We start from the raw sequence: 22,450 nt of genomic DNA on the forward strand, positions 1-22,450 counted from the left end.
CCACCTCGCTATTCAGTTTTCATATTCGGTTGTGATGCGCGGGGCCTGCGCCCCATCCCCGCGAACGCCGCCTTGAGGGCGTCGAACTCCTTCTTCGCGACGGGCGGCTCGCGCCTCTCCCCCGCCGCCTTCTTCCACAGTTGCGCCGCCTTGCGGCCCTTCTTCCTCATGACGTTCGCGACCGCGACCTCGACGGCCTGCTGGAGCAGTTCCGACTCCCGCACGGTGCGCGTCTCGAGCTCCTTCCTGACGAACGCGAGCTCGACGGGCGTGAGACTCCCGTACTGTTCGGGGGTCCATCCGAGACGGGCGGCGAAATAGGCGTAATCCGCCTCGTTCCGGAACATCGCCGAGGCCTTGGCCCTTTCGGGCGAGAGCCGACCCGGCACGAAGTACTCGTAGCGGGTCAGCTCCCTCAGGGCCTCTATGCGCTCTGCGTCTTGAAGAAAAAACCGCAGTCTCGCTCGAGCGCGGCCGCGACGGTCTGGAACACCGCGAGGTATCCGTTCTCGTCGATCAGGTTCTCGGCCATTGCGCGGCCTTGCTGCGGGGAGACGTAGCCGCCGCCCTCCACCATGAGGCCGTAGGCCACGAGGTCGCGCAGCTCGGCGAGGCCGAAGCTGCCGCCGTTCTGCGCGAAGCTCGCCATTACGGGGCGATGGCTCGCCTCGTACATCTCAATGCGCTTGAAGGAGTACTTCACCTCGTAGGTCTTGCCGTTTGCCTCGAACTGGGTGCTGATGTCTTCCACTGTCGGTCCTTTCTTGCGTGTGGTCTAGCGCGAACGTCTGTTCCCTTTAGCCTTCCATGAGGGCGAGGGTGTTCGTGATGCTGATGGTCGCCTTCTCGACGTCGGAAGGCTGCGCGGTCTCGCGGCACCAGCACTCGCCCGTGCCCTCGAACTCGACGGACACGGTGGCGTTGTCGTCGCTGGGCGCCTCGAGCTCGTCGCTGGATACCAGGGCGAGGCCCTTGCGGATGGGCACGTACTTCATGCCGTTCTCGATCGCGGTGCGCTCGTAGATGCCGACGCAAAGCGGCGTGCCTTCCTTGAGGGCGGTCACGATCGCCTTGCGGCCCTCGTCATCGGGGACCCAGAGGCCGTCGGTGGACGCGGACCAGGACTTGACGCCAGCGTATCGGACGGCCCAGTCGCCCGTGCCGTCCTTGGTCTGCGTCTCGCTGTTCTCGGCCTCGATGCTCCACGAGAGGCCCTGCTGGCCCGCCACGGCGAGCAGCGTCTTGCCGTCCTTCGCGAACAGGGCGAGGATGATGCTCTTGCCGTGCACCGCCTTGGCGGTGGTGGCGTCGAAGTTGCAACCTACCTTGAGGTCGCCGGTGGTCTGTTCGGGCATTTCTTGTCCTTTCTCACTTGCAGCGGTATCCGTAGCACACGAGGAACCTGTAGGCGAGGACGGCGTGGCCCTCGCCCGATTCGTCGCGCTTGAGCGCCCTCACGCCCTCGCACTCCTGGCCGTAGAGCAGGAACGGCGCGGGAAGGACCAAGTCCTCCGTCATGGCCTCCTGCAGCGCCTTGACCATGGCGAGGACGGGGGCGCTCGAATACGGCTCCGTCTCGCGCGATACGCAGTGGATCTTCACGCTTACCGCGTCGATGAACATGGTTTTAGTGTTTTCCGGCTCCACGGCGTCGAGCTCGACGCTGTAGAGCGGGGACGGCACGTTGTCGGGGAAGTCGTAGCACCTGATCCCCGTGCGCTCCGTCACGTGGTCGATGAGCAGGCCTAGGAACTCGCCTATGTCCAGCCGTTCGAGCATCATCCGAACCTCTCAATCTGCGCGACCAGGTCTTTCTTGAAGATGCGGCGCTGTTTCCTCACGTTGGCGTCCAGGAACCTCTGCCCCTGCACGTATCCGCCGCCCCTCGTGCGGTGGCCGTACTCGACGTGCGGCGCGTACTCCATCGAGTAGCCCGCCTCGGAATCCTCGCCGGCTGGGACCATGGCCAGCGACTTCTTCAGGTCGCCCGTATCCACGGGGGTGCCGCCCTCCGACTTGCCGCGCTCGTACACCTGCGCGATGTTCTTCTCGCACACGGCGTCGAAGCGCACGGAGGACAGGCGGCGCAGGGCGGCAGACAGCTCGGCCACGCCGTGAACCTCAAGCCCCATCCCTCATGCACCTCCCCACCGTGAGCGCGGCCATGGAGCCGCCGCGCGTGAATCGCACGACCTCGTACACCGAGCCGCCGACCCCGACGGCCGCGACCCCTTCGAGCAGCTCCGGGGCGGCTGGGGTGACGAACGTGCGCCGCGCCTCGTCGTAGCGGTTGCCGTCGCCGCCGCCGTCCTTCGGCGCCCACGGCGCGGCCCTCACGAGGACGCTCTCGCCCGTAGGTTCCAGCCGCGTGACGGGATTGCGCGTCGCGTCCTTGCCGACCTCGACGCGACGGTACGTCGCGGCCTTGTACCACTTCACGCCGATCACCTGAAGAACTTGATTCCGGGGCGGCTCGCCGCCTTCTTCATCTGCGCTATGTCGTCCGAATACGCGGCCAGCACGTCGTCGACGAACGAGCTCGACATCGAGCCGCCGTCTGCCGCCGATTCCGACGTGCTGCCCTCGAAGCCTCGCAGCCTCAGGGCCTTGACGGCCGCGTCGACGGCGATCGACCCCGCCTCGGAAGGGAGGTCGCTCGTCCCGACCTTGAGCGCCAGCCTGTCGAGGACGGTCGCGAGCATCTCCTCGATCACGGGGTCCTCGGGGACGTGCTCGCCGTCGAGGTACCTGACCCTTACCCTCCCGACGAGGGCCGACGCGTCCATTCCTAGCCCTCGGCCGCGGCGGATACGGTCGCGATGAGGTGGCCGTAGGGGTTCGGCATGACGGGGACGAACACGGCGCTCGCCTTGGTCCAGGTCGCGACGGGGTCGGGAGTGTCCCAGGTGGTGACGGTGACGAACTGCTGCTGTCGCTTCTCGTCGAACGCGCCGCCCTGCTCGGCCTCCTCGGGGGTCACGCCCCACAGGCCCGCGCCGACCGCGCCGTCCATGCCGAGGGAGGTCATGACGAACGCGCCCTCGGGGAAGAAACGGCGCTGCTCGATGGCGGTGCCGTCCTTCGTGGACGCCAGCATCCCGTATCGCTGCTCGTTGGTCTGCAGGGTCACGCCGAACTGCGATGCGAACAGGGCGTTCACCTGGTCGACGGTCGGCAGGGTTCCCTCGCCCGCCGTGCCGAAGATGGCCTTCTGCACGGCCTTGTTGGTCATGATGGACAGCATCACGGCCTCCGTGGTGATGGCGACGGTGGGGGCGCTGCCGTTGGCCACGAGGGCCAGTCGCCACTTGCGCACGTCGCCGAGGATGTCGGCCTCGGGCTTGCTCCAGTCGCTCTTCACGACGTTCTCGGCGGGCACGCCGTAGTCGACCTCGAAGTCCAGGCCGTTCTCGCGCACGGTCAGCTTGCCGGTCGCGAGGGCCTGCATCTTGGCCAGCTCCGCGCGGGTCACGACGCGCTCGGCCATGCGGGCCACGTCGTCGAAGATGTAGCGGCGCAGGTAGTCGTCCTGCATCTGCATGCCGCGCGTCATTCGCGCCATGTTCTCGGAGAGGTTGATCTTCTCCTTGATCAGCAGCTCCTCGACGCTGACCTTCTCGAACGGGATGCGGGAGCCGATAGCGGCCTCGGTGTCCCACGCGTGGACCTTGGCCACGGCGGGGAGGTTGCCGTTCGCGACGAAGCGCGTGTATTCCTGCTCGATGTACTGGGTCTTGCGGTCGGGGAACAGCGCGCTGCCCATGTAGTTTCGGGCGACCGCGAAATGCTGCGAGAAGTCGAGCAGCTCGCGCTCGGTCACGAGGTTGGAGAGAGTCTTCATATCCGTCCTTTCTTACACCAGGTAGAGGCCCTGCTTGGCGAGCGTGTCCTTCGCCTTGGCGGCTTCGGCGGACACCTTGGAGGCCTTCACGCGGCCCTGAACGACGACGGCCACGGGGTACGCGCCGTAGTCCTTCATGTCGTAGTCCTCAAGGACCACGCCGACGGGAGCCGCCGCCTTGGTCTGCTTGTAATAGTCCTTGCCCGGCACGGGGTCCTTGTCGGCGCTCTTGACGAACTCGCCGTCGACGATCTCGAACCAGCCCTCGGTGTTCGGGTGCTTGCTCACCGTGTCGCTCTGCTTGGCGTAGGTGTCGTCCTTGAACAGCGTTCCTGCCTTGAGCACCTTGGTGCCCGAATCGGCGATTTCCTGGGTCGCCTGCCTCGTCTTCACCACGAGGCCGACTTCGGACTCGAGGACGTTCTCGCTCGAGCCGTACTTCTCGGTCTTGTTGAAGGCCATCTATTTCCCTCCGTTCATGCTCTTGCTGTATTTCTCCGCGAACTCCGCGCCGAACGACGCGCCGCCCTTGCCCTGATCGGCTTTCGGGGGCTCGCGTCGGAGCTGCTTCTGCACGGCCTCGTTGACCGCCTTGGGCCAAATCTCCTTGATTCGGGAGATTGCCGCGCCCGTCGCGTCAGCGTCGGAGCTGACGAACATCGAGAGCAGGTCGTCGCCGAGCACGATGTCGGCCGCCTCGAGCTCTCGTCGCGCGATGGCCGTCTGCTGGGCGAGGTCGCGCTCGGCCTCCAGGGCCTCCTTCTCGGCCTTGAGCTTCTCGGCCTCGTACTTCGCCCTCTGCAGCTCGGTCATGTCCTCGAGCTTCTGCGCCTCAGTCTTCTTCGCCGCCGCCTCGTCCTCGACCTGCTTGCGCACGTCGCGCTCGATCTTGGCCCTGTCGCGGGCGAGGCGCTTCTTCACGATCTCGTCCACGTCGGCGTCGGTGTACTTCCTCGCTTCGCCCTGCTGCCCGGCCTGCTGCTCCTGGCTCTCGCCATGCTGCTGGCCTTCGCCCTGCTGCTGCTCCGCGGCATCGGTCTGCTGGTCTTGCATCGCATCCTCCGTATCCATAGGTTTTTCGCGTGTCCCATGCCTGCACGCTCCGTAGCTTTTAGCGGGTTCCACGCCTGCCCGTTCCGTGGCTTTTAACGTCTTCAACGCTCGGACGCATGAAAAAAGGCACCCCGTCGGATGCCTGGTTTCAACTATGGCGCGGGCGCCGGGACTCGAACCCGGACGCGCGGCTTAGGAGGCCGCTGCGCTATCCGTTGCGCCACGCCCGCATGCTTCGACTACGCCCCAGCCGCCTCGGCGGTGAGCACGTCGCCCTCGTGGGTGATGATCGATTCGAGCTGGGCCGCTTCGAGCATCGCGGAGAAGCGGAACTCCTCGCTCCCGTCCTTCTCGACGATGATCGTCGGCACCTGCCTCACGGGGATCAGCGCGTCGGCCTTGGCGAAACGCGCGTCCCATTCGGGATGCACCTCGACGCAGCCGGGGTACTTCTCCGAGAGCGGGTCCATCACCTCGCGCTTGTACCGCCTGCACGGCGGGCAGTTCTTGTCGCCCAGGTATACGAGCCTCCTCACAGGCCCCCTCCTTTCGCAGCTTTCGCGATGGGCGGGGTCACGGCGTCGCCGCCGTGCCGCGCCACGTATCCGTCTATCCACTCGTCCCAGTCGGCGACGGCCGGGACGTGGCTGCACCTGCACCAGGGATGCAGGGGCGGGAAGTTCACGCCCGGCACCGCCTCGTCGAGCCTTATCGGGTCGCTCTCCTGCTTGTCCTCCAGGGCCTTGCACACGGGGCACGCCCTCGAATCGGCGCAGACGATGCGGCACTCGTCGAAGTCGGCGGCGAACACCTTGCGCTGCGCCTCGTTGAGCAGGAACGTCCCCTCGGTGAACGCCAGGCGGCGGGCGTCGCGAACGGACACGCCGACGAAACGCTCGCACAGGTCGGCGGCTATCCTCTTGAATCCGTCACCCCTCGCCACGGCCTTGGCGAAGTCGTCGTTCAGGTACGCGGCCAGCTTCTCGCGGTTCGCCCAGATGCGCTCGCTGTAGCTCTCCCCCTTGGCCCACGCCGCGCCCACCGTGTCGGACACGACCGGCGCGTTGATCGCGTAGAAGTCGGAGCCGAATCCCAACGCCTCGACGGCGAGGTTCGCGGCCCTTCGCGCCTGCTCCCTGAAGTGCGCATCCAGCTCCTGCTGCTCGATCGCGCCGACCTCTAGCTGCTGTATCCTGATGGCCGTCTGCATGGCCTCCAGGCGGTCGAGCATGTAGACCGTCTCGCGCACGGGGAGGAGGTGCGCCCACTGCGGGTGCTTCGCCGCGAAGTCGTCCATGCGCTCCATGAGCAGCCGCCTGTCGGCGTCGGAGAGCGATTGCAGCAGCGTCCTGTACTCGATCACCGCGCCCTCGCCGTATTCGGCGTAATAGGCCGCTATGTCGCGCTCCAGACGCGCCGCCTCCCTCTCGTAGACCTCGGCGAGACGGGCGTTCAGCCGCGCCTCGTCGCGCTCCAGCTGCTCGAGAAGCGCCCTCTGCCTGCGCGACCAGTAGCCGCTAGCCGGCGAGGACGGCATGCACGATCTCCTCCTTCGTCGCGCCCTTCGGCACGTCGATGCCGCTCTCCTCGGCGAGGGCGCGGAGCTCCTTGACGGTCATGCGGCGCAGGGCGTCGCCGCCGTCTTCGGGCGCTTCGGCGGGTTCCTGCTCGTCGGCGGGTTTCTCCTCGCCGCTCGCCGTTCCTTCGGCGTTGGGCTCGCCGTCCCTGACGGTCAGGAAGGTCGCGTCCGCCCAGCCGTCGGCAAGGCGGCACCAGCCGCCGACCACCTCGAAGCACTGCTCGGAGCCGGGCTCCATCAGGCGCGCGACGGGCGCGGAATACGCCGGCTCCGTCCTCACGTTGAGCCTCTTGCCCTCGTCCTTCGGCTCGTATGCTGCGATCATCGCTCGTCCTCCTTCTCGGCCGCGCCGATTCTCTCCTTCGGGTACGCGTCGGCGTCGGATCCGACGGCCCTCTCCTTGTCTCTCTTCTTGCGCTCCATCTCGGCGGCGGGGTCGTCCACGCACGACAGGAGCGCCAGCTGCGTCTCCTCGGAGACGATGCCCGACAGGCTCCCCGCCACGCTCGCCTCGGCGGCGATGTCCTCGGGCATGTTGCGGCGCATCGTGACCTCGGCGTCTTCCCAGTCGGAGCCCTCGAACGGCTTGTCGGGGTAGTTCGCCAGCAGCCTCAGGCGCTCCTGCACGCCGCGCACGAACTTGCGCTCCTTGTTCCGCGCGAGGTTGCTCATGGGCATCATGCGCATCTTGAGCGCCGTGCCCGACGCGGTGGAGAACGACTCGTCCGTGATGTCGGGCACCATCGCCATCTTGAATATCAGCATCTCGAGGCGGTTGATGAGGTTCTCCTGCGTCGCGTCGGCGTCGGGCTTGGCCATGAAGTACGCCTTAACGGCCGAGCCGTCGTTGTTGTACAGGTTTATGAGCTTGTACTCGCGCAGGTCCTTCTTGAAGTCGTCGGGCAGCTCCGTGCCCTCGATGATCATGTAGGCGTCGGAGAAGTAGTCCACGTCGTTGGCCTTCTCCGAGAGCGCGTTGTTGTACGCCTCGATCAGGTTGAGAACGCCCTCGTACAGGCCGCGCCGCTCGGTGTTCTGCTCGAAGCACACGGCCGGCACGTCTCCGAAGTAGTGCGGGGCCGTCCCCGTGACCTCGATGCCGTCGCCTCCGTCGGCGAAGTCGTAGACGTTCGCGGCGTCCGACCAGCTGCCTACGACGCGGCCCTCCTCGTCGTAGGCGTAGCGGACGAAGGCCACCTTGCGCTTGAGCACCGAGTCGTCGTAGACCATGAACGCCGACAGCGGCGGGAGCGCGACGCTGCGCGGCCTTCCCTCGTCGTCCTGGTACAGCATCTCGTAGGCCTCGCCGAACTTCGCCGCCATCTTGGAGAGGTCGGCGTCGGCGTCGTCCTGGTGGTTTCGCCTCGCGTACGCCTTGAGGTAGGCGTCCTTGGCGGGGTCGGCGTGCCTCACCTCGATGGGGACGCCGATGAAGTAGCCCTCGAACGTCTCGGTGATGTCGTAGGCCATGTCGGCGGCGAGGCGGTTGTCGGGCTTGTAGTCGGGCTTCGCCGCGCGTCCGAAGATGCCGTAGCGCGTCTCGTAGGCGGCGGCGAGGCGTTCGAGCCTCGGAAGGTGGGACTCCCTGTGCTCGTCGATCAGGCGGCGCAGGAGCGTCGCGTCGAGGGCCGTCCCCGAGGGGATGCGGAACTCGTCGGTGACGGGCTCGGCCTTCGCCTGGTCGTAGTAGAAGCTGTGGAACTCGTGCATCACAATCCCTCTTTGAAAAGCTTGAAGCCGGGCCGCGACGCGTAGGCCCTCAAGGCCGAGGCCATGGAGTCGGGCATGTCGTCGTGCGCGGCGTTCTCGTTGTAGTCCAGCACCTCGTTCGCCGCGTCCGCGTCGAGCGGGTACTCGTCGCAGTCGAGCAGACGCAGGCGCGGCCATTCGGCCTTGAGGTGCGTCGAAATCTTGATGAACTTGTTCGTGTTCTCGGAGTATCCGACGCACGGATGGCCGCTCGCCAGGATCTTCTTGCGCAGGTACCCCTTGTCGGCGTTCGTCTCCACCCATACCGAGCCGACGCGCAGGGCCTTGCACGTCCGCAGTATCTCGGGCAGGCAGTCGTCCACGTGGCGTCCTCGCCACAGCCTGATGTAGGCCCTCCACTCGCCATCCTTCATGGACAGGCACGTGAAGGCGGTGCCGTCGGCCCCTCCGTACGCCGCGTCGACGTGGGCGATGCCCTCGGCCAGGTCGGACGGGTCGGAGAAGTAGCGCGGCTCGGAGAACATGGCCTCCTCGTCGGCGATGTGCTTGAGCTTGTAGTTCGCCGCGAACAGCGACACGCTCATGCTCGCCTCGATGCCCGCGAGCTCCTCGCGCGATATGAGCCCCGTGCTGTAGCAGTCCCACCGCTCGATGTCGGGCATCAGCGAGAAGGCGTCGTCCTTGTGCCACGGCGTGCCCGTGTTGTAGATGCGGCCCCCTCGGTTCCTGATGTTCTGCAGCTCCTGGTAGATGAGCTTGATGCGCTCGCGCTCCGCTCCCGACACCCTGTCCTTGACGTTGATGATGTCGTCGGTGAACACGCGGTCGGCGTGCTTGCCCGTGAGGGAGCCGCCGCATCCCAGGCCGACGAGCTGCGCCGCGCCGGAGACGCCCTGCCGCAGGTTCGTCGACACCTCGGAGTACGTCGCCTTCGGAAGGTCGAGGTCGACCCCGTACAGCTCCTTCACCATCGCCCTGAAGTACCCAGACCTCAGGATCGAAGCCGTGGCGGTGAGCACCTCGGCCACGTCGGCGTCGGTCTTGCGCATGAATATGACGCGCTCGGACGGGAACAGCACCATGATGAACGCGAACGCGATCGACAGGCACGTCGTCTTGTAGGAGCCGCGATGGGCCTGGAGCGTGTGGTCGCCCTCGCCGAACACCATGTCGCGTATCCAGCGGTTGTGCAGGTCGGTCAGCTTGTCGTATCCGATGGCGACGGCGATGTCGCGCGGGCATCGGTACACCAGGTCGACGAGGGCCTGTTTATCGCCGGCCATCGTCTTTCGCCTTCGCCGCCGCGACCATCCTCTTGATGTCCGCCGCCGCTGCCGACACGTCCTCCGAGACCTCGACCTTCTCGACGGGCTTCTCCCCGGCGGTGTCGCGCAGGAACGTGAGCGCGGCCACGTCGCCCTTCTTTGCCTTCTTCGCGACAGCGAGCACCGCGGCCTGGCCTACGGTGAGGTTCGCGTCGGGGAAGTCCTCGAAGGCGATGCCGCATATCTCGTCGACGTCGCCCCTCTCGCAGGGCATGTCGAGCACGATGCGGGCTATCTCCTGCATCTGACGCCTTTCTTTCCTCTTAGCGGCCGATGCCTTCCCTGCCTTGCTCGCGTTCGCTCGGCGCTGGCTCGGCGTTAGGTCCTCGCTCCTCACGAGGTTCTGCTCGTTCGCCAACCCTGCTCGCCTCCCGTCGTTCACATCCTGTCCATGGGGCTGCCGTGGTTCCTGAAGCACCACATGACGCCCTCGTACTCAATCCCTGCGGGGCGATTCGCAGGCCTGACCGCGTCCGGGTCTATGCCGAGGGCTACGCAGAACGCGCGTCCGACAACCCTGCCCCTGTGCTCGATCGCCTTCCTTACCAGGTATCGACGCTCGACCATGCTCGCTCCAATCAATCGTCCTCGAATCTCAGCCCCATGAATGCGAGGCGCCTGTGCAGTTCCGGAAGCGACCCGTAGTCCGCGGAGCCGTACACGAGGGCATGGACTATCGCCGTGTCCATCATGTACTGCCACTGCTTAGCGTCCCATCTGTCCGTGCATCGGTCGCCGCGCCACGCGTTGAACCATTCGACGGTCTCGGGAGGCCAATCGGTGTTGCCGGGAAGCGTAGGCTTGTCCCTCTTCTGCAGCCTCTGCGCCATAGCGCCTCGCTCTCATGATCGTGCCCGCCTAGTAGGCGGAGCGGCCGGACGAACGGCCGCGCAAACGGTTGATGCCGCTGCGAACGGCCCCTGCGACTCGGCGCGCTGCGCCGGACACTCGCTGACGGATGTTCATGCTTCCTCCTTTCGGAAAAGAAAAGGACCTCTTGCGAGGTCCTTAGGCCGGTATTCTATATCGGGTCGGCTTACGCCGATGTCCCCTTTTCTATGCGCGCCAGGACGGCGGATCCGTCCATATACAGGTCTCCGTATTTCGCCAGGGCGAAGTCCCTGATGAACTCCTCGACGTCGTTGCTGTCCCTGAAAATGGCGACGATGTGGTACGCGCTGTCCCACACGTTCTCGTATCGATCCCTCCTGGAGTTCACCTCGAAAGCGTCGAGAAGCGCCTGGGCCTCGGCGAAGCAGTCGGCTTCGAGGTCGTCCGTTTGGACGAGGCCCGCGAACGGATCGGGGAACCTCTCGCCCTTCGGCACCTTTGGCTTGAACTGGCGCATCCTTGACACGCCTACGCGCGACTCGAACTCATCTCGGAGCCTGTCGCCGAAGCAGAACCCGTCTTCGTCCGCCCCGGATATTTCCGCGAACCTCGAACGCTCGCCGTCGTCGTGGAAGCAGAAGCAGATCCAGAATCCCGTATCGACGGCGAGCTTGTACCGCTCCTCCTCGCGCTTCTCGCGGTCGCGATACTCTCGCTGGTGATCGGTCAACACGACCTGATCCTTGGCGCCCTTGCTCCCCGGCTTCTCGAACTTAAAGCCCATAGTGTTCCCACCTAAGCTCGTCCGCCTTGATGAACGGATACCATTTCCTGACAATCTCGAAGTCTTCCGGCCTGTTCTCACGCAGCGGTTTCATGAACCGCATGTCCAGGCCGTCGAACGACCTGCCGAACAGTTCGTAGTCGGGAGGAAGACCTATCCCGCGCTCTGCGATAGCGTCCATGCATTCCTTCTTGGTCCAGTCGGCAATGACGGAAGCTTTGCGCGTGGTCTTCTTCATGAGACCGTGGCGCGTGAGCGACGCCCTTCTGTACGGGTTGTCGCACGCGCGTACGCCGTCGCATTCCCAAGTGTCAGGCGGAAGCCCCAAGTCCTCCAAGATAAGAGGACGTTCGTCCTCGTACGTCATTTCGACGAGGCCGGCGGCGTCGATGATGCCGCAATGATCGGGTGACTGGTACACGCAGTTATTGAGCGTCCTGAACCATCGCGGATGCGGGTACTGGTGTATCCGGACGCCAAAAACCGCCTCTATCTTCGCGATGCTCTCCTCGACCATCGGAAGCCTCGGAATGCTCCAGAAGTAGACTGGAACGACCTCGATGCCGTCGCGTTCGAGTGCGATCCATGCCGCAAGGGAATCCTTGCCTAGAGAGCACGCAAGGACGACCGGCCTGCCCTCCGCTTTTAGCGCCTGCCTGACTTCAGCCGAAGTAGGCTGGCCCTTTATTACTGTAGTCACGCGAATACCCCCTGCAAACGCCATTGACTAAGGCGATTTTCGGCATGCATGTACTGGTAGAAGGTCTTTGACCTTCTATTTCCAAATACACCATACCAAGTAACTTTTTACCCTTTTTTACCTTGAGATTATCCATTACTTCGCCACATCGTCTCCTATGACGAACGCCGAATCTGGGGCTTCGCCCTCAGGGAGCAGTGCGAGGTCGTAGCCGCAAACCTTCGCCATTTTGGCCATCGTGTCGCACCTGGGGACGCTTCCGCGGCTGATCGCGCTGTTCACGTACGCATCAGGCTTGCCGAGCTCTCTGCCGATCCTATACAGCGGTATGTCGGATGCCTTGGCGGCCTCCCTTAATGCTTGGTATGCCTCCATCTGGTCACCTCCTTTCAATCACTATGCTTCAGTATATATTGCAATTGCATATTATGCAAATGTGAACATTGTATGAAGAGATAATTTACTATTGCATAGTGTTTGCTATTGCATATACTTTACTTATGCGAAGTCAAACGAAAGGAGCGGCGATGAGCAGCTTTGTATGCAGCGACTACACGGTCTTGGCGATCGTGGAGGGCATGAGGAACCACGGAATCATCGAGAAGACCCGAAGGGACTCGATCGACATGGCGGAGGCCCTCAGGGTTGTTAACGAGCACATGACCTATAGGAGGTGGTGTGTCGGAGACAGGAACCACACCCCCGTGACGGCCGATGTGAGGCCTTACAGCGACGGAGAGGTCCTTGCGGCGATCCAATGCTATCTCTACCAGATCGAGACGGGCGAGGCGATGGATTTCGACTTCATCACGATCGTTTCGGCGGTGAAGATGCTCCGGGGAAAGATTCTCGAGGGCGACGGTTTCCGAAAAGGCAAGGACGGCTACCAGGAGTTCGTGGACGACGGATACGGCGGCTACTGGCAGAACATTGCAGAAGTCTACGAATGGGACCTCACCGAGTAGCACAGATATGGAAGGAGGGGCTTCGGCCCCTCCGGGAAGGCGGGAGACATGGAGCGGAAGAGCATCATCGACAAGATTAAGAAGCTTCGAGAGCACTCCGTAGAGCGGGGCGCCACGGAGGCTGAGGCTATCGCGTTCGCCTTGAAGGCGCAGAAGCTCATCGCCGACAACGGCATCGAGGAATGGGAGCTCGAAGGCGGGGAGCCCGACGAAGTGGCAAGGGTGTACGCCGAAACGAAGATCAGGAGGGCGTGGCTGAGGCTCCTGTTCTCGGTAGTGGCAAAGAACTTCAGATGCAGGCCGGTGCTGACGACGACGGCGGACGGCAAGCGGGACATTCCTACGTTCCTCGGACACAGGAGCGACGCAGAGGCAGCTGCGATCGTGTTCACCCACCTGCTCGAGGTGGGCCACAAGCTCGGGAAGAGGCACGAAGACGACTTCTACACAGACCCCGACGCATACGAGAACTTCGTGAGGGGGTTCGTGTGCGGCGTGGCGATGGAGCTCGAGAAGCAGGCGGAAGCACTCATGCTCACGGTCCCGCAGGACGTCGAGGACCACGTTCGCAAAATGCCCCTCAGGAATGCACCTGCACCGAGGAGGATCAGGGAGAATGCGGCAAGCATGGCGAGGGGATGCGAGGCGGGGCAGGACGCCGTGAGGGCACGCAGGATCGCCGGCTAGGACAGGCCACAGGGGCCGGATGCCATCCGGCCCCATGGACGAAGGGAGCGAAGAAATGCAGAAGCTTGTAACGAAGGCCATCGAGGGCAAGGCCCCAGCGTTGTACGAAACCGACATCGAGGGAAGGGATCCATTCGAGGCGGTCGCCGTGGCCCACTACTTCAGCGTCTTCAACGGGTGGGACTGGTACATGACGGAGTACGACCCTGCCAGCCGCATGGCGTACGGATTCGTCAACGGCCTCGAAGGCGAGTTCGGGTACTTCAGCATCGCGGAGTTCGAGCAGGCGAACAAGGCGGCGGGATTCGAGCTCATAGAGCGCGATGCGTACTGGAGACCGAGGAGACTGTCGGACATAGACCGCATAGGATAACGAAAGCAACAAGGGGGGGCTATTGCCCCCCTTGTTTCGGTTACAGCAGATCGTAGGCAATGTCCAGGCCGCGCTTTAGGTTCTCGTACTCGGTCTTCCTCGAGCACCCTTCCTTCTCTGCGGCCTCCTTTACGGTGAGGCCCGAGACGTATACGTCCCTGAGAGCCCTGCCGGCCCTCGGGTCCAACTCCTGCACTTCGCTGATGAGTCCTTCGACCTCCTTGAACCTATCGGACAGTTCGGCAGTGAACCCGCCTATATCGTCGATCGCGGAGTCCATGCGCAGCATCGCTCCGAGCATCCTGTCGCGCTGCTCGCCGCCCATGGAAAACGTCCCTATCGAGGCCGATATGGACGACCTTGCGGCCTCGGCCTTCTCCAGGAACACGAAAGCGGAGTCGAGGCGGTCGGACGCCGTGCGAAACGACCTCAGGTACCTGCTCACAAGCGTCTGCTCGTCGCTAAGGATCATCTTCATGCGTACCACCTTCCGTCGAACCTGTAGGCCCCGCGCTCGTACGGGACCTCGACAGCCTTGGCATCGAACTCGGACACGGGCATCGACTTCCTGCCCGATTCCTCCTTGTACGCGAGCCATTCGCCCACGGGGAGCAGGAACATCCTGTGGGGCGCCCTGTAGCCGTCCCTGTCGTAGAACTCCACGGCGAGGAACCCGTGGCATCTCGGCCCCATGGCGTCGAACTCGGCCAGCGATTCCTCCTGGTGCTCCTTGACGTTGTAGAAGTCGAGGCGCGGCCTGTTGGACGCCTTGCACTCCACGAGGTACGAATCCTCCCCCGTGGCCACGAGGAAGTCGGCCTCCGTCTCGCTGCCGATCAGCCTGCCGCCGCGCGGCTGCACGCTGTTCGGGATCCTCAGCACGAACCCGTGCGGCTCCATGGCCTCGCGGAACTTCTTCTCGAAACGCTTGCCCGCTCCGTTTCCGTTCATCGTCCCCCTTCCGTCATGGCGATCCGCTCGCCTATCCAGCGCATGACCGGAACAGCCATGGAGTTCCCGCACGCCTTGTAGCGCGGCGTGTCCGGGCACGCCTTGCACCACTTGCGAAGCCTCGTGCGCAGCTTCTTGCGCTCGGCCTCGTCCATGTCCTCCCTCGCCATCCTCTCGAACAGCGCGTCGGGATCGGCCCCCGTCAGGTCGGTGTGGCCGTCCGGGAAGCCCTGCAGGCGCTCGCACTCGACGGGCATCAGGCGGCGAACCTCGTAGGCCGCTCCGCCCATGATCGGAGCCGACCCGCCGACCTTCAGCGCGCCGCACATGTCCACGTCGCACGCCGCCTTGGCGTTGTCGTCGCCCAGGCAGACGGGCGCGAACACCGTCTGCGTCTGGCTCGTCGAAAGCGTGGCGCTCATGTCGTCCTGGACGAGAGCGCCCTTGCCGCCGCCCTCGCAGCCGCATCGGACCTGGAGCGTCTTCGCTACTGCGCCGCCCTCGCCCGCAGGGCCTCGTCCAGCTCGCGCGGCAAGCTCTTGCCTCTTTTCGCGGCTCGACGGAGTATCCCAGCGCAGGCCGTCGGGCTCAAAGAGTATTCGGGCGGCACGTCGCGGGTCACCAAGGCATCCGACAAGAAAGACACGCTCGCGTCGCTGGGCCACGCCGAAGAACTGCGCGTCCAGTACTCTCCATGCCAGGCCGTACCCGAGCGCATCCATCTCGGACAGCAGCTGTCGGAAAGCCTCCCCGTCCTCGCTCGTGAACGCTCCCGGGACGTTTTCCCACACGAAGCATCCAGGCATGATGCATTGAACAGCGCGTATATACTCAAACATGAGGCCGGATTCTCCTGCCAGACCTTCCCGGTTCCCCGCGACGCTGAAAGACTGGCAGGGACTTCCCCCAACCACGACGTCGGGCTTTCGTTTTCCTCTCGCATACTCGCTCCAATCGACTTTGGTTATGTCTCCAAGGTTCGGCACGTCCGGCCATCTGTGGGCCAGCACGGCCGAGGGGAACGCGTCCACCTCGCAGAACGCCACGGGCTCCCAGCCGAGCGGCTCCCACGCGACGGACGCGGCCTCGATGCCGCTGAAAAGCGACAGGTATCTCATAGCTTCGCCTCGCTTCCGTACAATCCTCGATAATGCTCCGGCAGCACGTCGCGCCACTCGACGGCGAGGCCGGCGTGTGCGAGGCGCACCCGGAACTCCTCCAGCCCGTCGTACACGTCCAGCACGCGGCCGGGGTCGAACTCCTCGCGCTCGAGCATGATCTCGCTCAGATGCTTCGCGACGTAGAACAGGTCTACGGCGACCTGCTCCAGCGTGTCGGCGGCGAGGGCTTCGGCCAGGCGCTCGCGTGCCTTGCGCTCTTCCTCCTCGCGCCTGATCAATGCGGCTATGTCCCGCCGCTTCGTCACCTTCATCGCCGCCGCCTTTCCAGCACCCACGCGGCGAGGGCGAGGGCGGCGCAGCAGAACAGCCACACCGCCGCGCCCACTACCGCAGCGGCCGCGAACATGGCAACCGCGCCGACGGCGGCGCCTACGTCCGTCATGCCTCGCCGCCTTCCGTCGCGTACCTCAGGTAGTCGGCGGCTTTCGCGAGGTCGGCGTCGCCGCCCTTGTAGCCCTCGCGCCACACGTACTTGAGCACGCAGCCCTTGCAGTAGCCCCGGAACTCGTCCGGCGTTAGCGCGGCGCGCATCGCGTCTATGCACTCGATGCCGCCGTGGTCGTATCGGCGCGCATCGTCCACGGGCGCGGCGGGCGGCTCGTCTTCGGGCGACCACGACCAGCCGCAAGCGGGGCATACGGCGACGTGCGGGTCGGCTTCGGCGTAGTAGACCTCAACCGGCTCGCCGCAGCGTTGGCAGAAGTCGGGGAACTGGGCGTGCTTCATCGCTCCACCACCTTCGCGCCGCAGTTCGGGCAGTACCGTATCGGGATGGGGCCGCACAGATCGGTTATCGCGTCGCGCAGCGCGAAAGCGCCGCAGCGGCCGCACCTGAAGGCCGACGTGCCTTCATCGCAACATGCCCTCTCGGGCTCCGGCTCGATTAGGTCGGCCAGCTCCATGACGCTCACGGGGTCGTAGCCGTCGATGCATTCGCCCATGTAGAGACCGAGAGCGTCCTCGACAAGCTCCTTGTCAACCTCTCGATGGCTTGACAGCACGCGCAGCCTCGCCGCCACCTCGCGGCGTTCTTCGTTCGTCGGCTTCATCGGCGCCCCCTTTCTTCGCATTCCACCGTGAACCCCGGCGCGGTCGGCGGCGCCTTCGTGATCGCCGCCCACGTCGTGTAGCTCGCCACCTCGGCCGCCTTGTCGGGCGTCACGCCCTCGGCCTTGGCCTCGCGCAGCAGCGCCATGAACAGCGCGTGCGCCTCGCGAGCCTCCGGCGTCTCGAATTCGCCGCGCTCGATGTCCTCGAAACGCCTGACGCTCGCTTCGAGCCTGTCCATGCGCTCTTTCAGCTTCTGCTCGTGCCTCTTGACCGCGTTCTCCACGTATTCGAAGCGTCGGTCCATGCCGGCGCCGAACTCGTTGACGATTCGCTCCGCCGAATCTGTGTGCGAGCATATGGCCTTGTATTTCTCATCGACGCTGTCCTTGTACGCGTCGATCAGGCTCACGCCGTCGGTCGCGGCGTACTCGATGCATCTGAGCACCGCGCGGGCGGCGGGTCGCGCCCCGGCCCTGGTTCCGCCGCGCTTCACCTGCTCGTCGGCGAACGCGTCGGCGAGTTTGTCAACGGCGTTTCGCACCTCGTTGCCCTTCGCCTCGGCATCTTCCTTGGTGCCTCCGGCGGACACGATGCGCGCCACGATGCCCTTCACGGCCTCTTCGTAGTAGTCGTTCTCGTTCGGCGGGATCTTCATTCCTCGTACCTCCCTCTCTCCTCGTTCCTCACTTCCGCCTCCTTCACGGCGCGCGCGAGGTCGTACACCCCGAGCGCCGCCGCGAGGTTGGCGCACGCCGTCACGCAGTCGGCCAGCTCGCCGACCAGCATGTCGCGGATGCCCTCGTCGCGCACGCCGCTCCACTGCTCCCAGGCGCTGAACACCTCGGCGGCTTCCTCGACCACTTTCACGGCCTGCGCCTTGTCCGGCAGCACGCCCGGGAACGCGCGGACGGTTCCGACGTTCACACGCATTTCGCATCCTCCTTACGCATAGGCCACCGCGCATCCTTTCACGCGGTCGTATCCTTCTTTCAGCCGCATGCTCAGGTAGCTTTGCGAGCATCCGACGACGGCGGCGGCGTCCATGAGCCGCGCGTAGCGCACGCCGTCCACCATGACGGGGCGGGTGTGATACTTCGCCGGGTCCATGGGCTTTCGCTCCGTCTTCGCCGGCTCCGGCTTCATGGCCTTGTCGGCGTATTCGACCGTGCGCCCGCCGTAGTCGCGCCGGCCGCTTCGCAGCTCGGACGCGAAATACGTCCGGCTGTACCCCAGCGCGGCGGCTGCGTCCGCGATGCTCTCGTGGCGCACGCCGTCCACCAGCACCGCGCACTTGTGGCCTGGATTGTTCGTCCTCATGGGCGGCGGCTGAACGTCGGCGGCGTAGCGCACCGAGCGGCCGTTGACCTCGGCCGCGCCATCGCGAAGCGACTTCGCCAGCTTGGTCTTGCTCACGCCTACCGCGGGCGCGGCGGCGGCTATGCTCTCGTATTCGACGCTTCCGACCAGCACGGCGCGCTTCTTCCACCCGCGCGCGAGCGACGCGCGGTAGCCCTCGCGCTCTCGGCCGCGCCTCTCCTGGTCGCCGTGCAGCGGCTCCGGCTTCGTCGCGCACGGCTCGCCGGTTCGCGGGTCGAAGTAGGACACGCGCACCGGGCCGGACGTCGCGCCGGAGTGCGCGTCGAGCACAACGCGGCTCGGCTGCAGATACGCGCCGCTCATCGGCGCTCACCTCGATGGCAGAAGCCGTCGGCCTCGGTCGCGAACCAGCCCGCGCCGCCGTGCACCGCGCACGACAGGCCGCGCGGCGTGACGCGGGCGTGGGCGCAGTCGGCGCAGCGCACGGTGGCGGCGGGCGGGGTCATGGGGCGCTCGGCCGGCTCTCCGAAGCCGCCGCTGTACACGTACTCGCGGCACTCGTCGAACAGCGTCCAGCCGGCCTTGTCGATTCGCACGGCCCATACGAACTCGTCGCAGTCGATGCCCTGAACCTCGTCCCCCAGGCTCACCGGCTCGCCGTCGGCGAAGCGCGGCCACTGAACGCCATCCGGCATCAGGTGCGCGGCCATCGCGTCGGCCACGCGCTCGGCGCACGCGTCGCACTCGTCCCCGCCGCATTCGAAGCAGTCCGGGTGCCCGATGCCGAGCAGGTCGGCGGCTTCGGCGCAGTAGTGCGGGTCGCAGCCCTGCACGGCGGAGCGAAGCGCCCTCTCTACGTTATCCATCGTTCCATCCTTTCTCGCGGCTTCTAAGCCGCCGTTTCCTTCGCTGTCGATAATCGGGGCGCGCGCGGCTTTCGCGGCCGTCACGCGCCGCCGTGTAGGCTCTCGGCTATATTCGGCGCATGCCCACGCCGTGAATGTCCACCCACGCCGGCTTGCTCGCGCGGCGAACCAGCGCGGCCGACCGAGCGCGTTGCTTCTGCGCGCCCTGCGCGAGCGCCCTCCGGCGCACGCACGCCTTGCACATGCACCGCTTCATGGCCGGCCCCGCGTCCACGGCCCGCCGTCCACGCTGCACTCCACGACGCCGGCGCCGTAGGCGTTCCACTGGTTCACCGGGCTCGTCACGCGGCGACGTATGTCGCGGCGCAGGCGGTATTCCAGCCGGCCGACCTCGGCGGCGTGCGCGCAGCGGCCGCAGAGCGTCACGTCGAGGTCGCCGAAGGCCACCTGGCGCAGCGCGTCGGAGCCGCCGCAGTGGCGGCACGCCGGCGTTCGGTCGGTCAGCGGGGCGAGGCCGCGCGTCGTCATTCCTCGTCCTCGGAGACGGCGCGGGTGATCCTCGCCAGGCCCATGGAGAGCTCGGCGCGCGAGACTTCGCCCGCATCGAACCCGGAAGCGACGGACAGCATCGCCCTCGCCCCGTGGCGGAACATCTCGACGAAGGCCTCGGACGCGTCGGTCCTGCAATGCGAGGCCGTCTCGTCAACGACCTCGCCGACGGCCTCGTACGCCGCGATCAGGGCGGGGACGTCCTCCCCGGCCTCGCCGACGCGCTGCACGACGATTCTCCTGCCGTCGCGCTGAAGCTCGTAAGCCTCAGGGTGGCGGGCCATGTCGGCTATGTGGCGCGGGCAGCTCTCGTCGTTGCTGACGGCGTACAGCGGGCACATCGAGCAGTCCTCCGACGCGCTGCAACGCGCGAGCGCGGCCATGATGGCCATCTCCACCTCGCCGTCGGTCATGCCCTTCTTCTCGTCGTTCATCCTCTTGCCTCCTTGCGCCCGTAGGGCGAATCGATCACGTATCTTCCGAAGCCGAACAGCCCGGCCTCGTTGGGGTCGCGGCCCTCGAGCAGCGTCCCGTCGAGCCACAGCCGCTCGAACTCGGGGGAATCCCACTCCCACGAGGCCTTGACGGCCCCGGCATGAAACAGGCCGTGGCATCCTGTGGCGTTGCCGCATCCGCAGACCGCCAGAAGCGGTGCGCGGAGCGTGAAGTCGCCCTTCGGCGTGGACAGCCGGAACCTCCCGCCGCCCATGCCCTTCGGCGGGCAGTGGTGGGCCTCCGTGGCGGGACGGCCGCACACGACGCACGCCGCCCCGTCGAGAAGCTCGTGGCGGTCGCCCGACCCCAGGTACCTCGCGCCGACGCACGGCTTGCCCAGGAGGGCGAACGCCTCTGCGCTCCGCCCCTTCAGCGTCCTAGCGTCCATCCATCGCCACCGCCTTCGCGCCCTGGTAGACACGGCGCATGATCGCGTCCACCTGCTCGTAGTCGGCCCCTTCGGCCATGAGGCGGCGCGGGAGCGTCTGCGGCGTGTACTGCGTCGTGAACACGGTCGGCTTCATCCTTCCGTAGCGGAAGTCGAGAAGCGCGAACAGCTTCTCGAGCGCGTCGGCCGTGGGGCGCTCTTTGCCCAAATCGTCGACGCACAGCACGGACACCGAGCGATAGCGGGAAAGCGCCGTCTCCTCGGTGCCCTCGCCCGCCCCGTAGGTCGAGCGGACGGCCCTGAGGACGTCGCCGAACGTGGCGAACAGCACGGGCTTCGACTTCGCGGCGATCTGCAGGGCGGCGCACGCCTCGCGGGTCTTGCCGCATCCCGCCTCGCCGTAGAGCACGAGGTTCGACGGCTCCCCGTTCGCGGCCCCTTCGGCCCATGCGGCCGTCTCGGGCATCGACGGGGCGCAGTTCGCGAACCGCCTCGGCATATCCGAGCGCAGGATCCTTCGGGCCGTCACGTCGGCCTTCCTCCTCGCGGCCTCCTCGTCGGCCGCGGCGAACGCCTCGGGCGGCAGCGAGTCTCGGATGGCCATGGCCATGGCCACGACGTCACCACTCGCGGAAAACGGGCGCTTCATCGGCCTTCGCCTCCTTCCTCTCGTCGAGGCGGCGGCGAACCCATCGCCTGACCGCCGCCTTCCAATCCTTCATCGGAGCGTTCCCGACCTTCCAGCCCTTCGAGGCGTAGAAGTCGACGAACGATTCCGCGTCGAAGAGAGCGGGGTCGATGGGCGGCTCGTGGCCGTCGCAGTAGGCCTTCGCGTACTCCTCGGCCTCGGCGGTGGAAGGGGCGCGGAAACGCGCCCTCTGCCCTTCCTGCTCTCCTTTAATTCCTATTCCTAATTCCTCTTCCTTATTCCCTAGGCCGTTTGCTAGCTGGTTTGCTACGCAGTTTGCTTGCGGCTTTGGTTCCGTTTTTGCTAGCGCGTTTGCTTCGCCGTTTGCTAGGCGGTTTGCTAGAGCGTTTGCTTCCGTTTTCGCTTGGCGGTTCGCTTTGCTCTTGCCGCCCGACGAGCCTGATTCGGCGCGCGCCCTGCTCTTCTCGAGGACGGGGCGCACGGATGTCAGGATCGCCTCCTGCACGTCGTTCCTCGGCTCGGGCTCCTCCCCCGTCGCGAGGAACCGGACGATCATCCCCAGGAGCTCGTCGCCGTCGCGCTTGTTCCTGAGCCTCAGCGGCCCCTCGACGAGTGAATCGAGAATCTGCAACGCCCCTCCCTAGAACGGGATGTCCTCGTCGTACACGCTCTGGACGGCCGCGGCCTGCGGCTGCTGGGGGGCCGCCTGGGGCGCGTACTGCTGCGCGGGCATCGGCTGCGGGGCGTACTGCTGCTGCATCGGCTGCATCGGCTGCGGGGCGTATCCCTGGCCGTACGCAGGGGCCTCCTGAGGCTGCTGCTGCGCCTGGGACATGACCTCCACCTCGTCGGCCACGACCTCGAGCTTGCTGCGCTTCTGCCCGTCCTTCTCCCAGCTCGAGTAGCGCAGGGAGCCGGAGAGCGCGACCTTCATGCCCTTGGCGAGGAACCTCGCGAGGCCTTCGGCGCGCTTGCCGAACACGGTGCAGTCGACGAAGTTCGGGTGGTCCTCCCATTCGCCCGTCTGCTGGTTCTTGCGGCGGTCGTTGGACGCGATGCCGAACGTCAGCACGCACATGCCGCCCGCGGTCTGCCTGAGCTCGGGGTCGCGGGTGATGTTCCCCGAGATGTTCACGCTGTTGATGTTGCCCATGTC

The 22,450-nt window shown here is 65.7% G+C and carries 40 protein-coding genes and 1 tRNA gene; 3 read left to right on the top strand and 38 right to left on the bottom strand.

Translation table 11 applies throughout. The annotated features are described in order from the left end of the window. Positions 1–8: 8 nt before the first annotated feature. From DMP07_RS04290 to DMP07_RS04395, 21 genes are all read right to left on the bottom strand, one after another. Positions 9–347 (bottom strand): hypothetical protein, encoded by a 339-nt coding sequence (locus DMP07_RS04290; protein ID WP_123197902.1) that lies wholly within the window; start codon positions 345–347, stop codon positions 9–11. Positions 348–424: 77 nt separating this feature from the next. Beyond that, the gene (locus DMP07_RS04295; RefSeq protein ID WP_123197903.1) at positions 425–751 is read right to left on the bottom strand and encodes a hypothetical protein; all 327 of its coding nucleotides are present in this window, start codon (positions 749–751) and stop codon (positions 425–427) included. A gap of 46 nt (positions 752–797) precedes the next feature. Beyond that, a complete protein-coding gene (locus tag DMP07_RS04300; protein WP_123197904.1) occupies positions 798–1,355 on the bottom strand; it encodes a phage major tail protein, TP901-1 family in 558 nt (185 codons plus the stop codon). 13 nt (positions 1,356–1,368) lie between these two features. Next, entirely contained in the window at positions 1,369–1,782 is a 414-nt protein-coding gene (locus DMP07_RS04305; RefSeq protein WP_123197905.1) for a DUF5072 family protein, read from the bottom strand. Continuing rightward, positions 1,779–2,132 carry an HK97 gp10 family phage protein gene (locus tag DMP07_RS04310; protein WP_123197906.1) on the bottom strand — a complete coding sequence of 118 codons (354 nt, stop codon included), beginning with the start codon at positions 2,130–2,132 and terminating at the stop codon, positions 1,779–1,781. The genes DMP07_RS04305 and DMP07_RS04310 overlap by 4 nt, the downstream gene beginning before the upstream one ends. Continuing rightward, complete coding sequence (locus tag DMP07_RS04315) at positions 2,122–2,448, bottom strand: hypothetical protein (RefSeq protein ID WP_123197907.1); 327 nt, start codon at positions 2,446–2,448, stop codon at positions 2,122–2,124. Before DMP07_RS04315 ends, DMP07_RS04310 begins: the two co-directional genes overlap by 11 nt. Next, positions 2,445–2,786 carry a hypothetical protein gene (locus tag DMP07_RS04320; RefSeq protein ID WP_123197908.1) on the bottom strand — a complete coding sequence of 114 codons (342 nt, stop codon included), beginning with the start codon at positions 2,784–2,786 and terminating at the stop codon, positions 2,445–2,447. Before DMP07_RS04320 ends, DMP07_RS04315 begins: the two co-directional genes overlap by 4 nt. A gap of 2 nt (positions 2,787–2,788) precedes the next feature. Next, complete coding sequence (locus DMP07_RS04325; RefSeq protein ID WP_123197909.1) at positions 2,789–3,841, bottom strand: major capsid protein; 1,053 nt, start codon at positions 3,839–3,841, stop codon at positions 2,789–2,791. Positions 3,842–3,853: 12 nt separating this feature from the next. Further along, positions 3,854–4,303 (bottom strand): hypothetical protein, encoded by a 450-nt coding sequence (locus DMP07_RS04330; RefSeq protein WP_123197910.1) that lies wholly within the window; start codon positions 4,301–4,303, stop codon positions 3,854–3,856. Then, complete coding sequence (locus DMP07_RS04335; protein WP_161957019.1) at positions 4,304–4,894, bottom strand: DUF4355 domain-containing protein; 591 nt, start codon at positions 4,892–4,894, stop codon at positions 4,304–4,306. A 155-nt stretch (positions 4,895–5,049) separates the two neighbouring features. Continuing rightward, positions 5,050–5,124: transfer RNA gene (locus DMP07_RS04340), tRNA-Arg, on the bottom strand. A 9-nt stretch (positions 5,125–5,133) separates the two neighbouring features. After that, entirely contained in the window at positions 5,134–5,430 is a 297-nt protein-coding gene (locus DMP07_RS04345) for a YbbN family protein (protein ID WP_123197912.1), read from the bottom strand. Then, positions 5,427–6,431 carry a minor capsid protein gene (locus DMP07_RS04350; protein WP_123197913.1) on the bottom strand — a complete coding sequence of 335 codons (1,005 nt, stop codon included), beginning with the start codon at positions 6,429–6,431 and terminating at the stop codon, positions 5,427–5,429. Before DMP07_RS04350 ends, DMP07_RS04345 begins: the two co-directional genes overlap by 4 nt. Next, a complete protein-coding gene (locus DMP07_RS04355) occupies positions 6,412–6,798 on the bottom strand; it encodes a Rho termination factor N-terminal domain-containing protein (protein WP_123197914.1) in 387 nt (128 codons plus the stop codon). Before DMP07_RS04355 ends, DMP07_RS04350 begins: the two co-directional genes overlap by 20 nt. Beyond that, complete coding sequence (locus DMP07_RS04360; RefSeq protein ID WP_244594868.1) at positions 6,795–8,183, bottom strand: phage portal protein; 1,389 nt, start codon at positions 8,181–8,183, stop codon at positions 6,795–6,797. The genes DMP07_RS04355 and DMP07_RS04360 overlap by 4 nt, the downstream gene beginning before the upstream one ends. Beyond that, positions 8,183–9,466: a hypothetical protein gene (locus DMP07_RS04365; RefSeq protein WP_123197916.1), complete on the bottom strand. Its 1,284-nt coding sequence runs from the start codon at positions 9,464–9,466 to the stop codon at positions 8,183–8,185. The genes DMP07_RS04360 and DMP07_RS04365 overlap by 1 nt, the downstream gene beginning before the upstream one ends. Then, positions 9,453–9,866, bottom strand: a complete 414-nt coding sequence (locus DMP07_RS04370; RefSeq protein WP_148039641.1) for a hypothetical protein — start codon at positions 9,864–9,866, stop codon at positions 9,453–9,455. The genes DMP07_RS04365 and DMP07_RS04370 overlap by 14 nt, the downstream gene beginning before the upstream one ends. 220 nt (positions 9,867–10,086) lie before the next feature. Next, a complete protein-coding gene (locus DMP07_RS04380) occupies positions 10,087–10,338 on the bottom strand; it encodes a hypothetical protein (RefSeq protein ID WP_123197919.1) in 252 nt (83 codons plus the stop codon). A 206-nt stretch (positions 10,339–10,544) separates the two neighbouring features. Next, positions 10,545–11,123 carry a hypothetical protein gene (locus tag DMP07_RS04385; RefSeq protein ID WP_123197920.1) on the bottom strand — a complete coding sequence of 193 codons (579 nt, stop codon included), beginning with the start codon at positions 11,121–11,123 and terminating at the stop codon, positions 10,545–10,547. Beyond that, complete coding sequence (locus DMP07_RS04390) at positions 11,113–11,823, bottom strand: phosphoadenosine phosphosulfate reductase (RefSeq protein WP_148039642.1); 711 nt, start codon at positions 11,821–11,823, stop codon at positions 11,113–11,115. Before DMP07_RS04390 ends, DMP07_RS04385 begins: the two co-directional genes overlap by 11 nt. 135 nt (positions 11,824–11,958) lie before the next feature. Next, positions 11,959–12,198: a hypothetical protein gene (locus DMP07_RS04395; protein ID WP_123197922.1), complete on the bottom strand. Its 240-nt coding sequence runs from the start codon at positions 12,196–12,198 to the stop codon at positions 11,959–11,961. Positions 12,199–12,350: 152 nt separating this feature from the next. Between DMP07_RS04395 and DMP07_RS04400 the strand changes: the two genes are divergently transcribed. From DMP07_RS04400 to DMP07_RS04410, 3 genes are read left to right on the top strand one after another with little or no spacing between them, the layout of a single operon-like run. Continuing rightward, positions 12,351–12,788, top strand: coding sequence for a hypothetical protein (locus tag DMP07_RS04400; RefSeq protein WP_123197923.1), 438 nt, complete (start codon positions 12,351–12,353; stop codon positions 12,786–12,788). A gap of 48 nt (positions 12,789–12,836) precedes the next feature. After that, complete coding sequence (locus tag DMP07_RS04405) at positions 12,837–13,475, top strand: DUF2786 domain-containing protein (protein ID WP_123197924.1); 639 nt, start codon at positions 12,837–12,839, stop codon at positions 13,473–13,475. 55 nt (positions 13,476–13,530) lie between these two features. Further along, positions 13,531–13,848, top strand: a complete 318-nt coding sequence (locus tag DMP07_RS04410; protein ID WP_161957021.1) for a DUF2958 domain-containing protein — start codon at positions 13,531–13,533, stop codon at positions 13,846–13,848. 40 nt (positions 13,849–13,888) lie between these two features. Here DMP07_RS04410 and DMP07_RS04415 read toward each other — a convergent pair whose 3' ends face one another. The 17 genes from DMP07_RS04415 to DMP07_RS04490 all read right to left on the bottom strand — a co-directional run bounded on the left by DMP07_RS04415 (position 13,889) and on the right by DMP07_RS04490 (position 22,447). Next, positions 13,889–14,326, bottom strand: a complete 438-nt coding sequence (locus DMP07_RS04415; protein ID WP_123197926.1) for a hypothetical protein — start codon at positions 14,324–14,326, stop codon at positions 13,889–13,891. Then, complete coding sequence (locus tag DMP07_RS04420; protein ID WP_123197927.1) at positions 14,323–14,799, bottom strand: Holliday junction resolvase RecU; 477 nt, start codon at positions 14,797–14,799, stop codon at positions 14,323–14,325. Before DMP07_RS04420 ends, DMP07_RS04415 begins: the two co-directional genes overlap by 4 nt. Then, entirely contained in the window at positions 14,796–15,917 is a 1,122-nt protein-coding gene (locus tag DMP07_RS04425) for a DNA cytosine methyltransferase (RefSeq protein WP_123197928.1), read from the bottom strand. The genes DMP07_RS04420 and DMP07_RS04425 overlap by 4 nt, the downstream gene beginning before the upstream one ends. Next, positions 15,914–16,231 (bottom strand): hypothetical protein, encoded by a 318-nt coding sequence (locus DMP07_RS04430; RefSeq protein WP_123197929.1) that lies wholly within the window; start codon positions 16,229–16,231, stop codon positions 15,914–15,916. Before DMP07_RS04430 ends, DMP07_RS04425 begins: the two co-directional genes overlap by 4 nt. Beyond that, positions 16,228–16,362 carry a hypothetical protein gene (locus DMP07_RS09050; protein WP_280176186.1) on the bottom strand — a complete coding sequence of 45 codons (135 nt, stop codon included), beginning with the start codon at positions 16,360–16,362 and terminating at the stop codon, positions 16,228–16,230. Before DMP07_RS09050 ends, DMP07_RS04430 begins: the two co-directional genes overlap by 4 nt. Further along, entirely contained in the window at positions 16,359–16,706 is a 348-nt protein-coding gene (locus tag DMP07_RS04435) for a DUF3310 domain-containing protein (RefSeq protein ID WP_123197930.1), read from the bottom strand. The genes DMP07_RS09050 and DMP07_RS04435 overlap by 4 nt, the downstream gene beginning before the upstream one ends. Then, a complete protein-coding gene (locus DMP07_RS04440) occupies positions 16,703–17,029 on the bottom strand; it encodes a hypothetical protein (RefSeq protein WP_123197931.1) in 327 nt (108 codons plus the stop codon). Before DMP07_RS04440 ends, DMP07_RS04435 begins: the two co-directional genes overlap by 4 nt. Continuing rightward, positions 17,026–17,685 carry a hypothetical protein gene (locus DMP07_RS04445; RefSeq protein WP_123197932.1) on the bottom strand — a complete coding sequence of 220 codons (660 nt, stop codon included), beginning with the start codon at positions 17,683–17,685 and terminating at the stop codon, positions 17,026–17,028. The genes DMP07_RS04440 and DMP07_RS04445 overlap by 4 nt, the downstream gene beginning before the upstream one ends. After that, a complete protein-coding gene (locus tag DMP07_RS04450; protein WP_123197933.1) occupies positions 17,682–17,960 on the bottom strand; it encodes a nucleoside triphosphate pyrophosphohydrolase family protein in 279 nt (92 codons plus the stop codon). The genes DMP07_RS04445 and DMP07_RS04450 overlap by 4 nt, the downstream gene beginning before the upstream one ends. Before the next feature lie 12 nt (positions 17,961–17,972). Next, positions 17,973–18,710: a hypothetical protein gene (locus DMP07_RS04455; protein WP_123197934.1), complete on the bottom strand. Its 738-nt coding sequence runs from the start codon at positions 18,708–18,710 to the stop codon at positions 17,973–17,975. Then, the gene (locus DMP07_RS04460; RefSeq protein WP_123197935.1) at positions 18,707–19,213 is read right to left on the bottom strand and encodes a hypothetical protein; all 507 of its coding nucleotides are present in this window, start codon (positions 19,211–19,213) and stop codon (positions 18,707–18,709) included. The genes DMP07_RS04455 and DMP07_RS04460 overlap by 4 nt, the downstream gene beginning before the upstream one ends. A gap of 252 nt (positions 19,214–19,465) precedes the next feature. Next, positions 19,466–19,741, bottom strand: a complete 276-nt coding sequence (locus tag DMP07_RS04465) for a hypothetical protein (RefSeq protein ID WP_123197936.1) — start codon at positions 19,739–19,741, stop codon at positions 19,466–19,468. Further along, complete coding sequence (locus DMP07_RS04470) at positions 19,738–20,196, bottom strand: hypothetical protein (protein ID WP_123197937.1); 459 nt, start codon at positions 20,194–20,196, stop codon at positions 19,738–19,740. The genes DMP07_RS04465 and DMP07_RS04470 overlap by 4 nt, the downstream gene beginning before the upstream one ends. After that, on the bottom strand, positions 20,193–20,645 hold the full coding sequence (locus tag DMP07_RS04475) for a hypothetical protein (RefSeq protein ID WP_123197938.1): 453 nt from the start codon (positions 20,643–20,645) through the stop codon (positions 20,193–20,195). Before DMP07_RS04475 ends, DMP07_RS04470 begins: the two co-directional genes overlap by 4 nt. Then, complete coding sequence (locus DMP07_RS04480; RefSeq protein WP_123197939.1) at positions 20,635–21,294, bottom strand: ATP-binding protein; 660 nt, start codon at positions 21,292–21,294, stop codon at positions 20,635–20,637. The genes DMP07_RS04475 and DMP07_RS04480 overlap by 11 nt, the downstream gene beginning before the upstream one ends. Further along, positions 21,266–21,925 carry a hypothetical protein gene (locus tag DMP07_RS04485; protein WP_123197940.1) on the bottom strand — a complete coding sequence of 220 codons (660 nt, stop codon included), beginning with the start codon at positions 21,923–21,925 and terminating at the stop codon, positions 21,266–21,268. The genes DMP07_RS04480 and DMP07_RS04485 overlap by 29 nt, the downstream gene beginning before the upstream one ends. A 9-nt stretch (positions 21,926–21,934) precedes the next feature. Continuing rightward, on the bottom strand, positions 21,935–22,447 hold the full coding sequence (locus DMP07_RS04490; protein ID WP_123197941.1) for a single-stranded DNA-binding protein: 513 nt from the start codon (positions 22,445–22,447) through the stop codon (positions 21,935–21,937). Positions 22,448–22,450 lie beyond the last annotated feature (3 nt).

It is taken from the genome of Slackia faecicanis (genome assembly GCF_003725295.1).
GTDB classification, from domain to species: domain Bacteria; phylum Actinomycetota; class Coriobacteriia; order Coriobacteriales; family Eggerthellaceae; genus Slackia; species Slackia faecicanis.

What these genes read in the sequence shown, in the direction of transcription:
- DMP07_RS04460 (WP_123197935.1), bottom strand. Translation starts at nt 19,213, where the DNA reads ATGGATAACGTAGAGAGGGCGCTTCGCTCCGCCGTGCAGGGCTGCGAC.
- DMP07_RS04425 (WP_123197928.1), bottom strand. Translation starts at nt 15,917, where the DNA reads ATGAGATACCTGTCGCTTTTCAGCGGCATCGAGGCCGCGTCCGTCGCG.
- DMP07_RS04335 (WP_161957019.1), bottom strand. Translation starts at nt 4,894, where the DNA reads ATGCAAGACCAGCAGACCGATGCCGCGGAGCAGCAGCAGGGCGAAGGC.
- DMP07_RS09050 (WP_280176186.1), bottom strand. Translation starts at nt 16,362, where the DNA reads ATGACGGACGTAGGCGCCGCCGTCGGCGCGGTTGCCATGTTCGCGGCC.
- DMP07_RS04410 (WP_161957021.1), top strand. Translation starts at nt 13,531, where the DNA reads ATGCAGAAGCTTGTAACGAAGGCCATCGAGGGCAAGGCCCCAGCGTTG.
- DMP07_RS04320 (WP_123197908.1), bottom strand. Translation starts at nt 2,786, where the DNA reads ATGGACGCGTCGGCCCTCGTCGGGAGGGTAAGGGTCAGGTACCTCGAC.
- DMP07_RS04325 (WP_123197909.1), bottom strand. Translation starts at nt 3,841, where the DNA reads ATGAAGACTCTCTCCAACCTCGTGACCGAGCGCGAGCTGCTCGACTTC.
- DMP07_RS04445 (WP_123197932.1), bottom strand. Translation starts at nt 17,685, where the DNA reads ATGAAGATCCCGCCGAACGAGAACGACTACTACGAAGAGGCCGTGAAG.
- DMP07_RS04465 (WP_123197936.1), bottom strand. Translation starts at nt 19,741, where the DNA reads ATGACGACGCGCGGCCTCGCCCCGCTGACCGACCGAACGCCGGCGTGC.
- DMP07_RS04490 (WP_123197941.1), bottom strand. Translation starts at nt 22,447, where the DNA reads ATGGGCAACATCAACAGCGTGAACATCTCGGGGAACATCACCCGCGAC.
- DMP07_RS04470 (WP_123197937.1), bottom strand. Translation starts at nt 20,196, where the DNA reads ATGAACGACGAGAAGAAGGGCATGACCGACGGCGAGGTGGAGATGGCC.
- DMP07_RS04405 (WP_123197924.1), top strand. Translation starts at nt 12,837, where the DNA reads ATGGAGCGGAAGAGCATCATCGACAAGATTAAGAAGCTTCGAGAGCAC.
- DMP07_RS04400 (WP_123197923.1), top strand. Translation starts at nt 12,351, where the DNA reads ATGAGCAGCTTTGTATGCAGCGACTACACGGTCTTGGCGATCGTGGAG.
- DMP07_RS04360 (WP_244594868.1), bottom strand. Translation starts at nt 8,183, where the DNA reads ATGCACGAGTTCCACAGCTTCTACTACGACCAGGCGAAGGCCGAGCCC.
- DMP07_RS04385 (WP_123197920.1), bottom strand. Translation starts at nt 11,123, where the DNA reads ATGGGCTTTAAGTTCGAGAAGCCGGGGAGCAAGGGCGCCAAGGATCAG.
- DMP07_RS04380 (WP_123197919.1), bottom strand. Translation starts at nt 10,338, where the DNA reads ATGGCGCAGAGGCTGCAGAAGAGGGACAAGCCTACGCTTCCCGGCAAC.
- DMP07_RS04355 (WP_123197914.1), bottom strand. Translation starts at nt 6,798, where the DNA reads ATGATCGCAGCATACGAGCCGAAGGACGAGGGCAAGAGGCTCAACGTG.
- DMP07_RS04365 (WP_123197916.1), bottom strand. Translation starts at nt 9,466, where the DNA reads ATGGCCGGCGATAAACAGGCCCTCGTCGACCTGGTGTACCGATGCCCG.
- DMP07_RS04475 (WP_123197938.1), bottom strand. Translation starts at nt 20,645, where the DNA reads ATGGACGCTAGGACGCTGAAGGGGCGGAGCGCAGAGGCGTTCGCCCTC.
- DMP07_RS04415 (WP_123197926.1), bottom strand. Translation starts at nt 14,326, where the DNA reads ATGAAGATGATCCTTAGCGACGAGCAGACGCTTGTGAGCAGGTACCTG.
- DMP07_RS04480 (WP_123197939.1), bottom strand. Translation starts at nt 21,294, where the DNA reads ATGAAGCGCCCGTTTTCCGCGAGTGGTGACGTCGTGGCCATGGCCATG.
- DMP07_RS04310 (WP_123197906.1), bottom strand. Translation starts at nt 2,132, where the DNA reads ATGGGGCTTGAGGTTCACGGCGTGGCCGAGCTGTCTGCCGCCCTGCGC.
- DMP07_RS04300 (WP_123197904.1), bottom strand. Translation starts at nt 1,355, where the DNA reads ATGCCCGAACAGACCACCGGCGACCTCAAGGTAGGTTGCAACTTCGAC.
- DMP07_RS04395 (WP_123197922.1), bottom strand. Translation starts at nt 12,198, where the DNA reads ATGGAGGCATACCAAGCATTAAGGGAGGCCGCCAAGGCATCCGACATA.
- DMP07_RS04420 (WP_123197927.1), bottom strand. Translation starts at nt 14,799, where the DNA reads ATGAACGGAAACGGAGCGGGCAAGCGTTTCGAGAAGAAGTTCCGCGAG.
- DMP07_RS04305 (WP_123197905.1), bottom strand. Translation starts at nt 1,782, where the DNA reads ATGATGCTCGAACGGCTGGACATAGGCGAGTTCCTAGGCCTGCTCATC.
- DMP07_RS04350 (WP_123197913.1), bottom strand. Translation starts at nt 6,431, where the DNA reads ATGCCGTCCTCGCCGGCTAGCGGCTACTGGTCGCGCAGGCAGAGGGCG.
- DMP07_RS04435 (WP_123197930.1), bottom strand. Translation starts at nt 16,706, where the DNA reads ATGAAGCACGCCCAGTTCCCCGACTTCTGCCAACGCTGCGGCGAGCCG.
- DMP07_RS04455 (WP_123197934.1), bottom strand. Translation starts at nt 18,710, where the DNA reads ATGAGCGGCGCGTATCTGCAGCCGAGCCGCGTTGTGCTCGACGCGCAC.
- DMP07_RS04290 (WP_123197902.1), bottom strand. Translation starts at nt 347, where the DNA reads ATGTTCCGGAACGAGGCGGATTACGCCTATTTCGCCGCCCGTCTCGGA.
- DMP07_RS04440 (WP_123197931.1), bottom strand. Translation starts at nt 17,029, where the DNA reads ATGAAGCCGACGAACGAAGAACGCCGCGAGGTGGCGGCGAGGCTGCGC.
- DMP07_RS04330 (WP_123197910.1), bottom strand. Translation starts at nt 4,303, where the DNA reads ATGGCCTTCAACAAGACCGAGAAGTACGGCTCGAGCGAGAACGTCCTC.
- DMP07_RS04430 (WP_123197929.1), bottom strand. Translation starts at nt 16,231, where the DNA reads ATGAAGGTGACGAAGCGGCGGGACATAGCCGCATTGATCAGGCGCGAG.
- DMP07_RS04450 (WP_123197933.1), bottom strand. Translation starts at nt 17,960, where the DNA reads ATGCGTGTGAACGTCGGAACCGTCCGCGCGTTCCCGGGCGTGCTGCCG.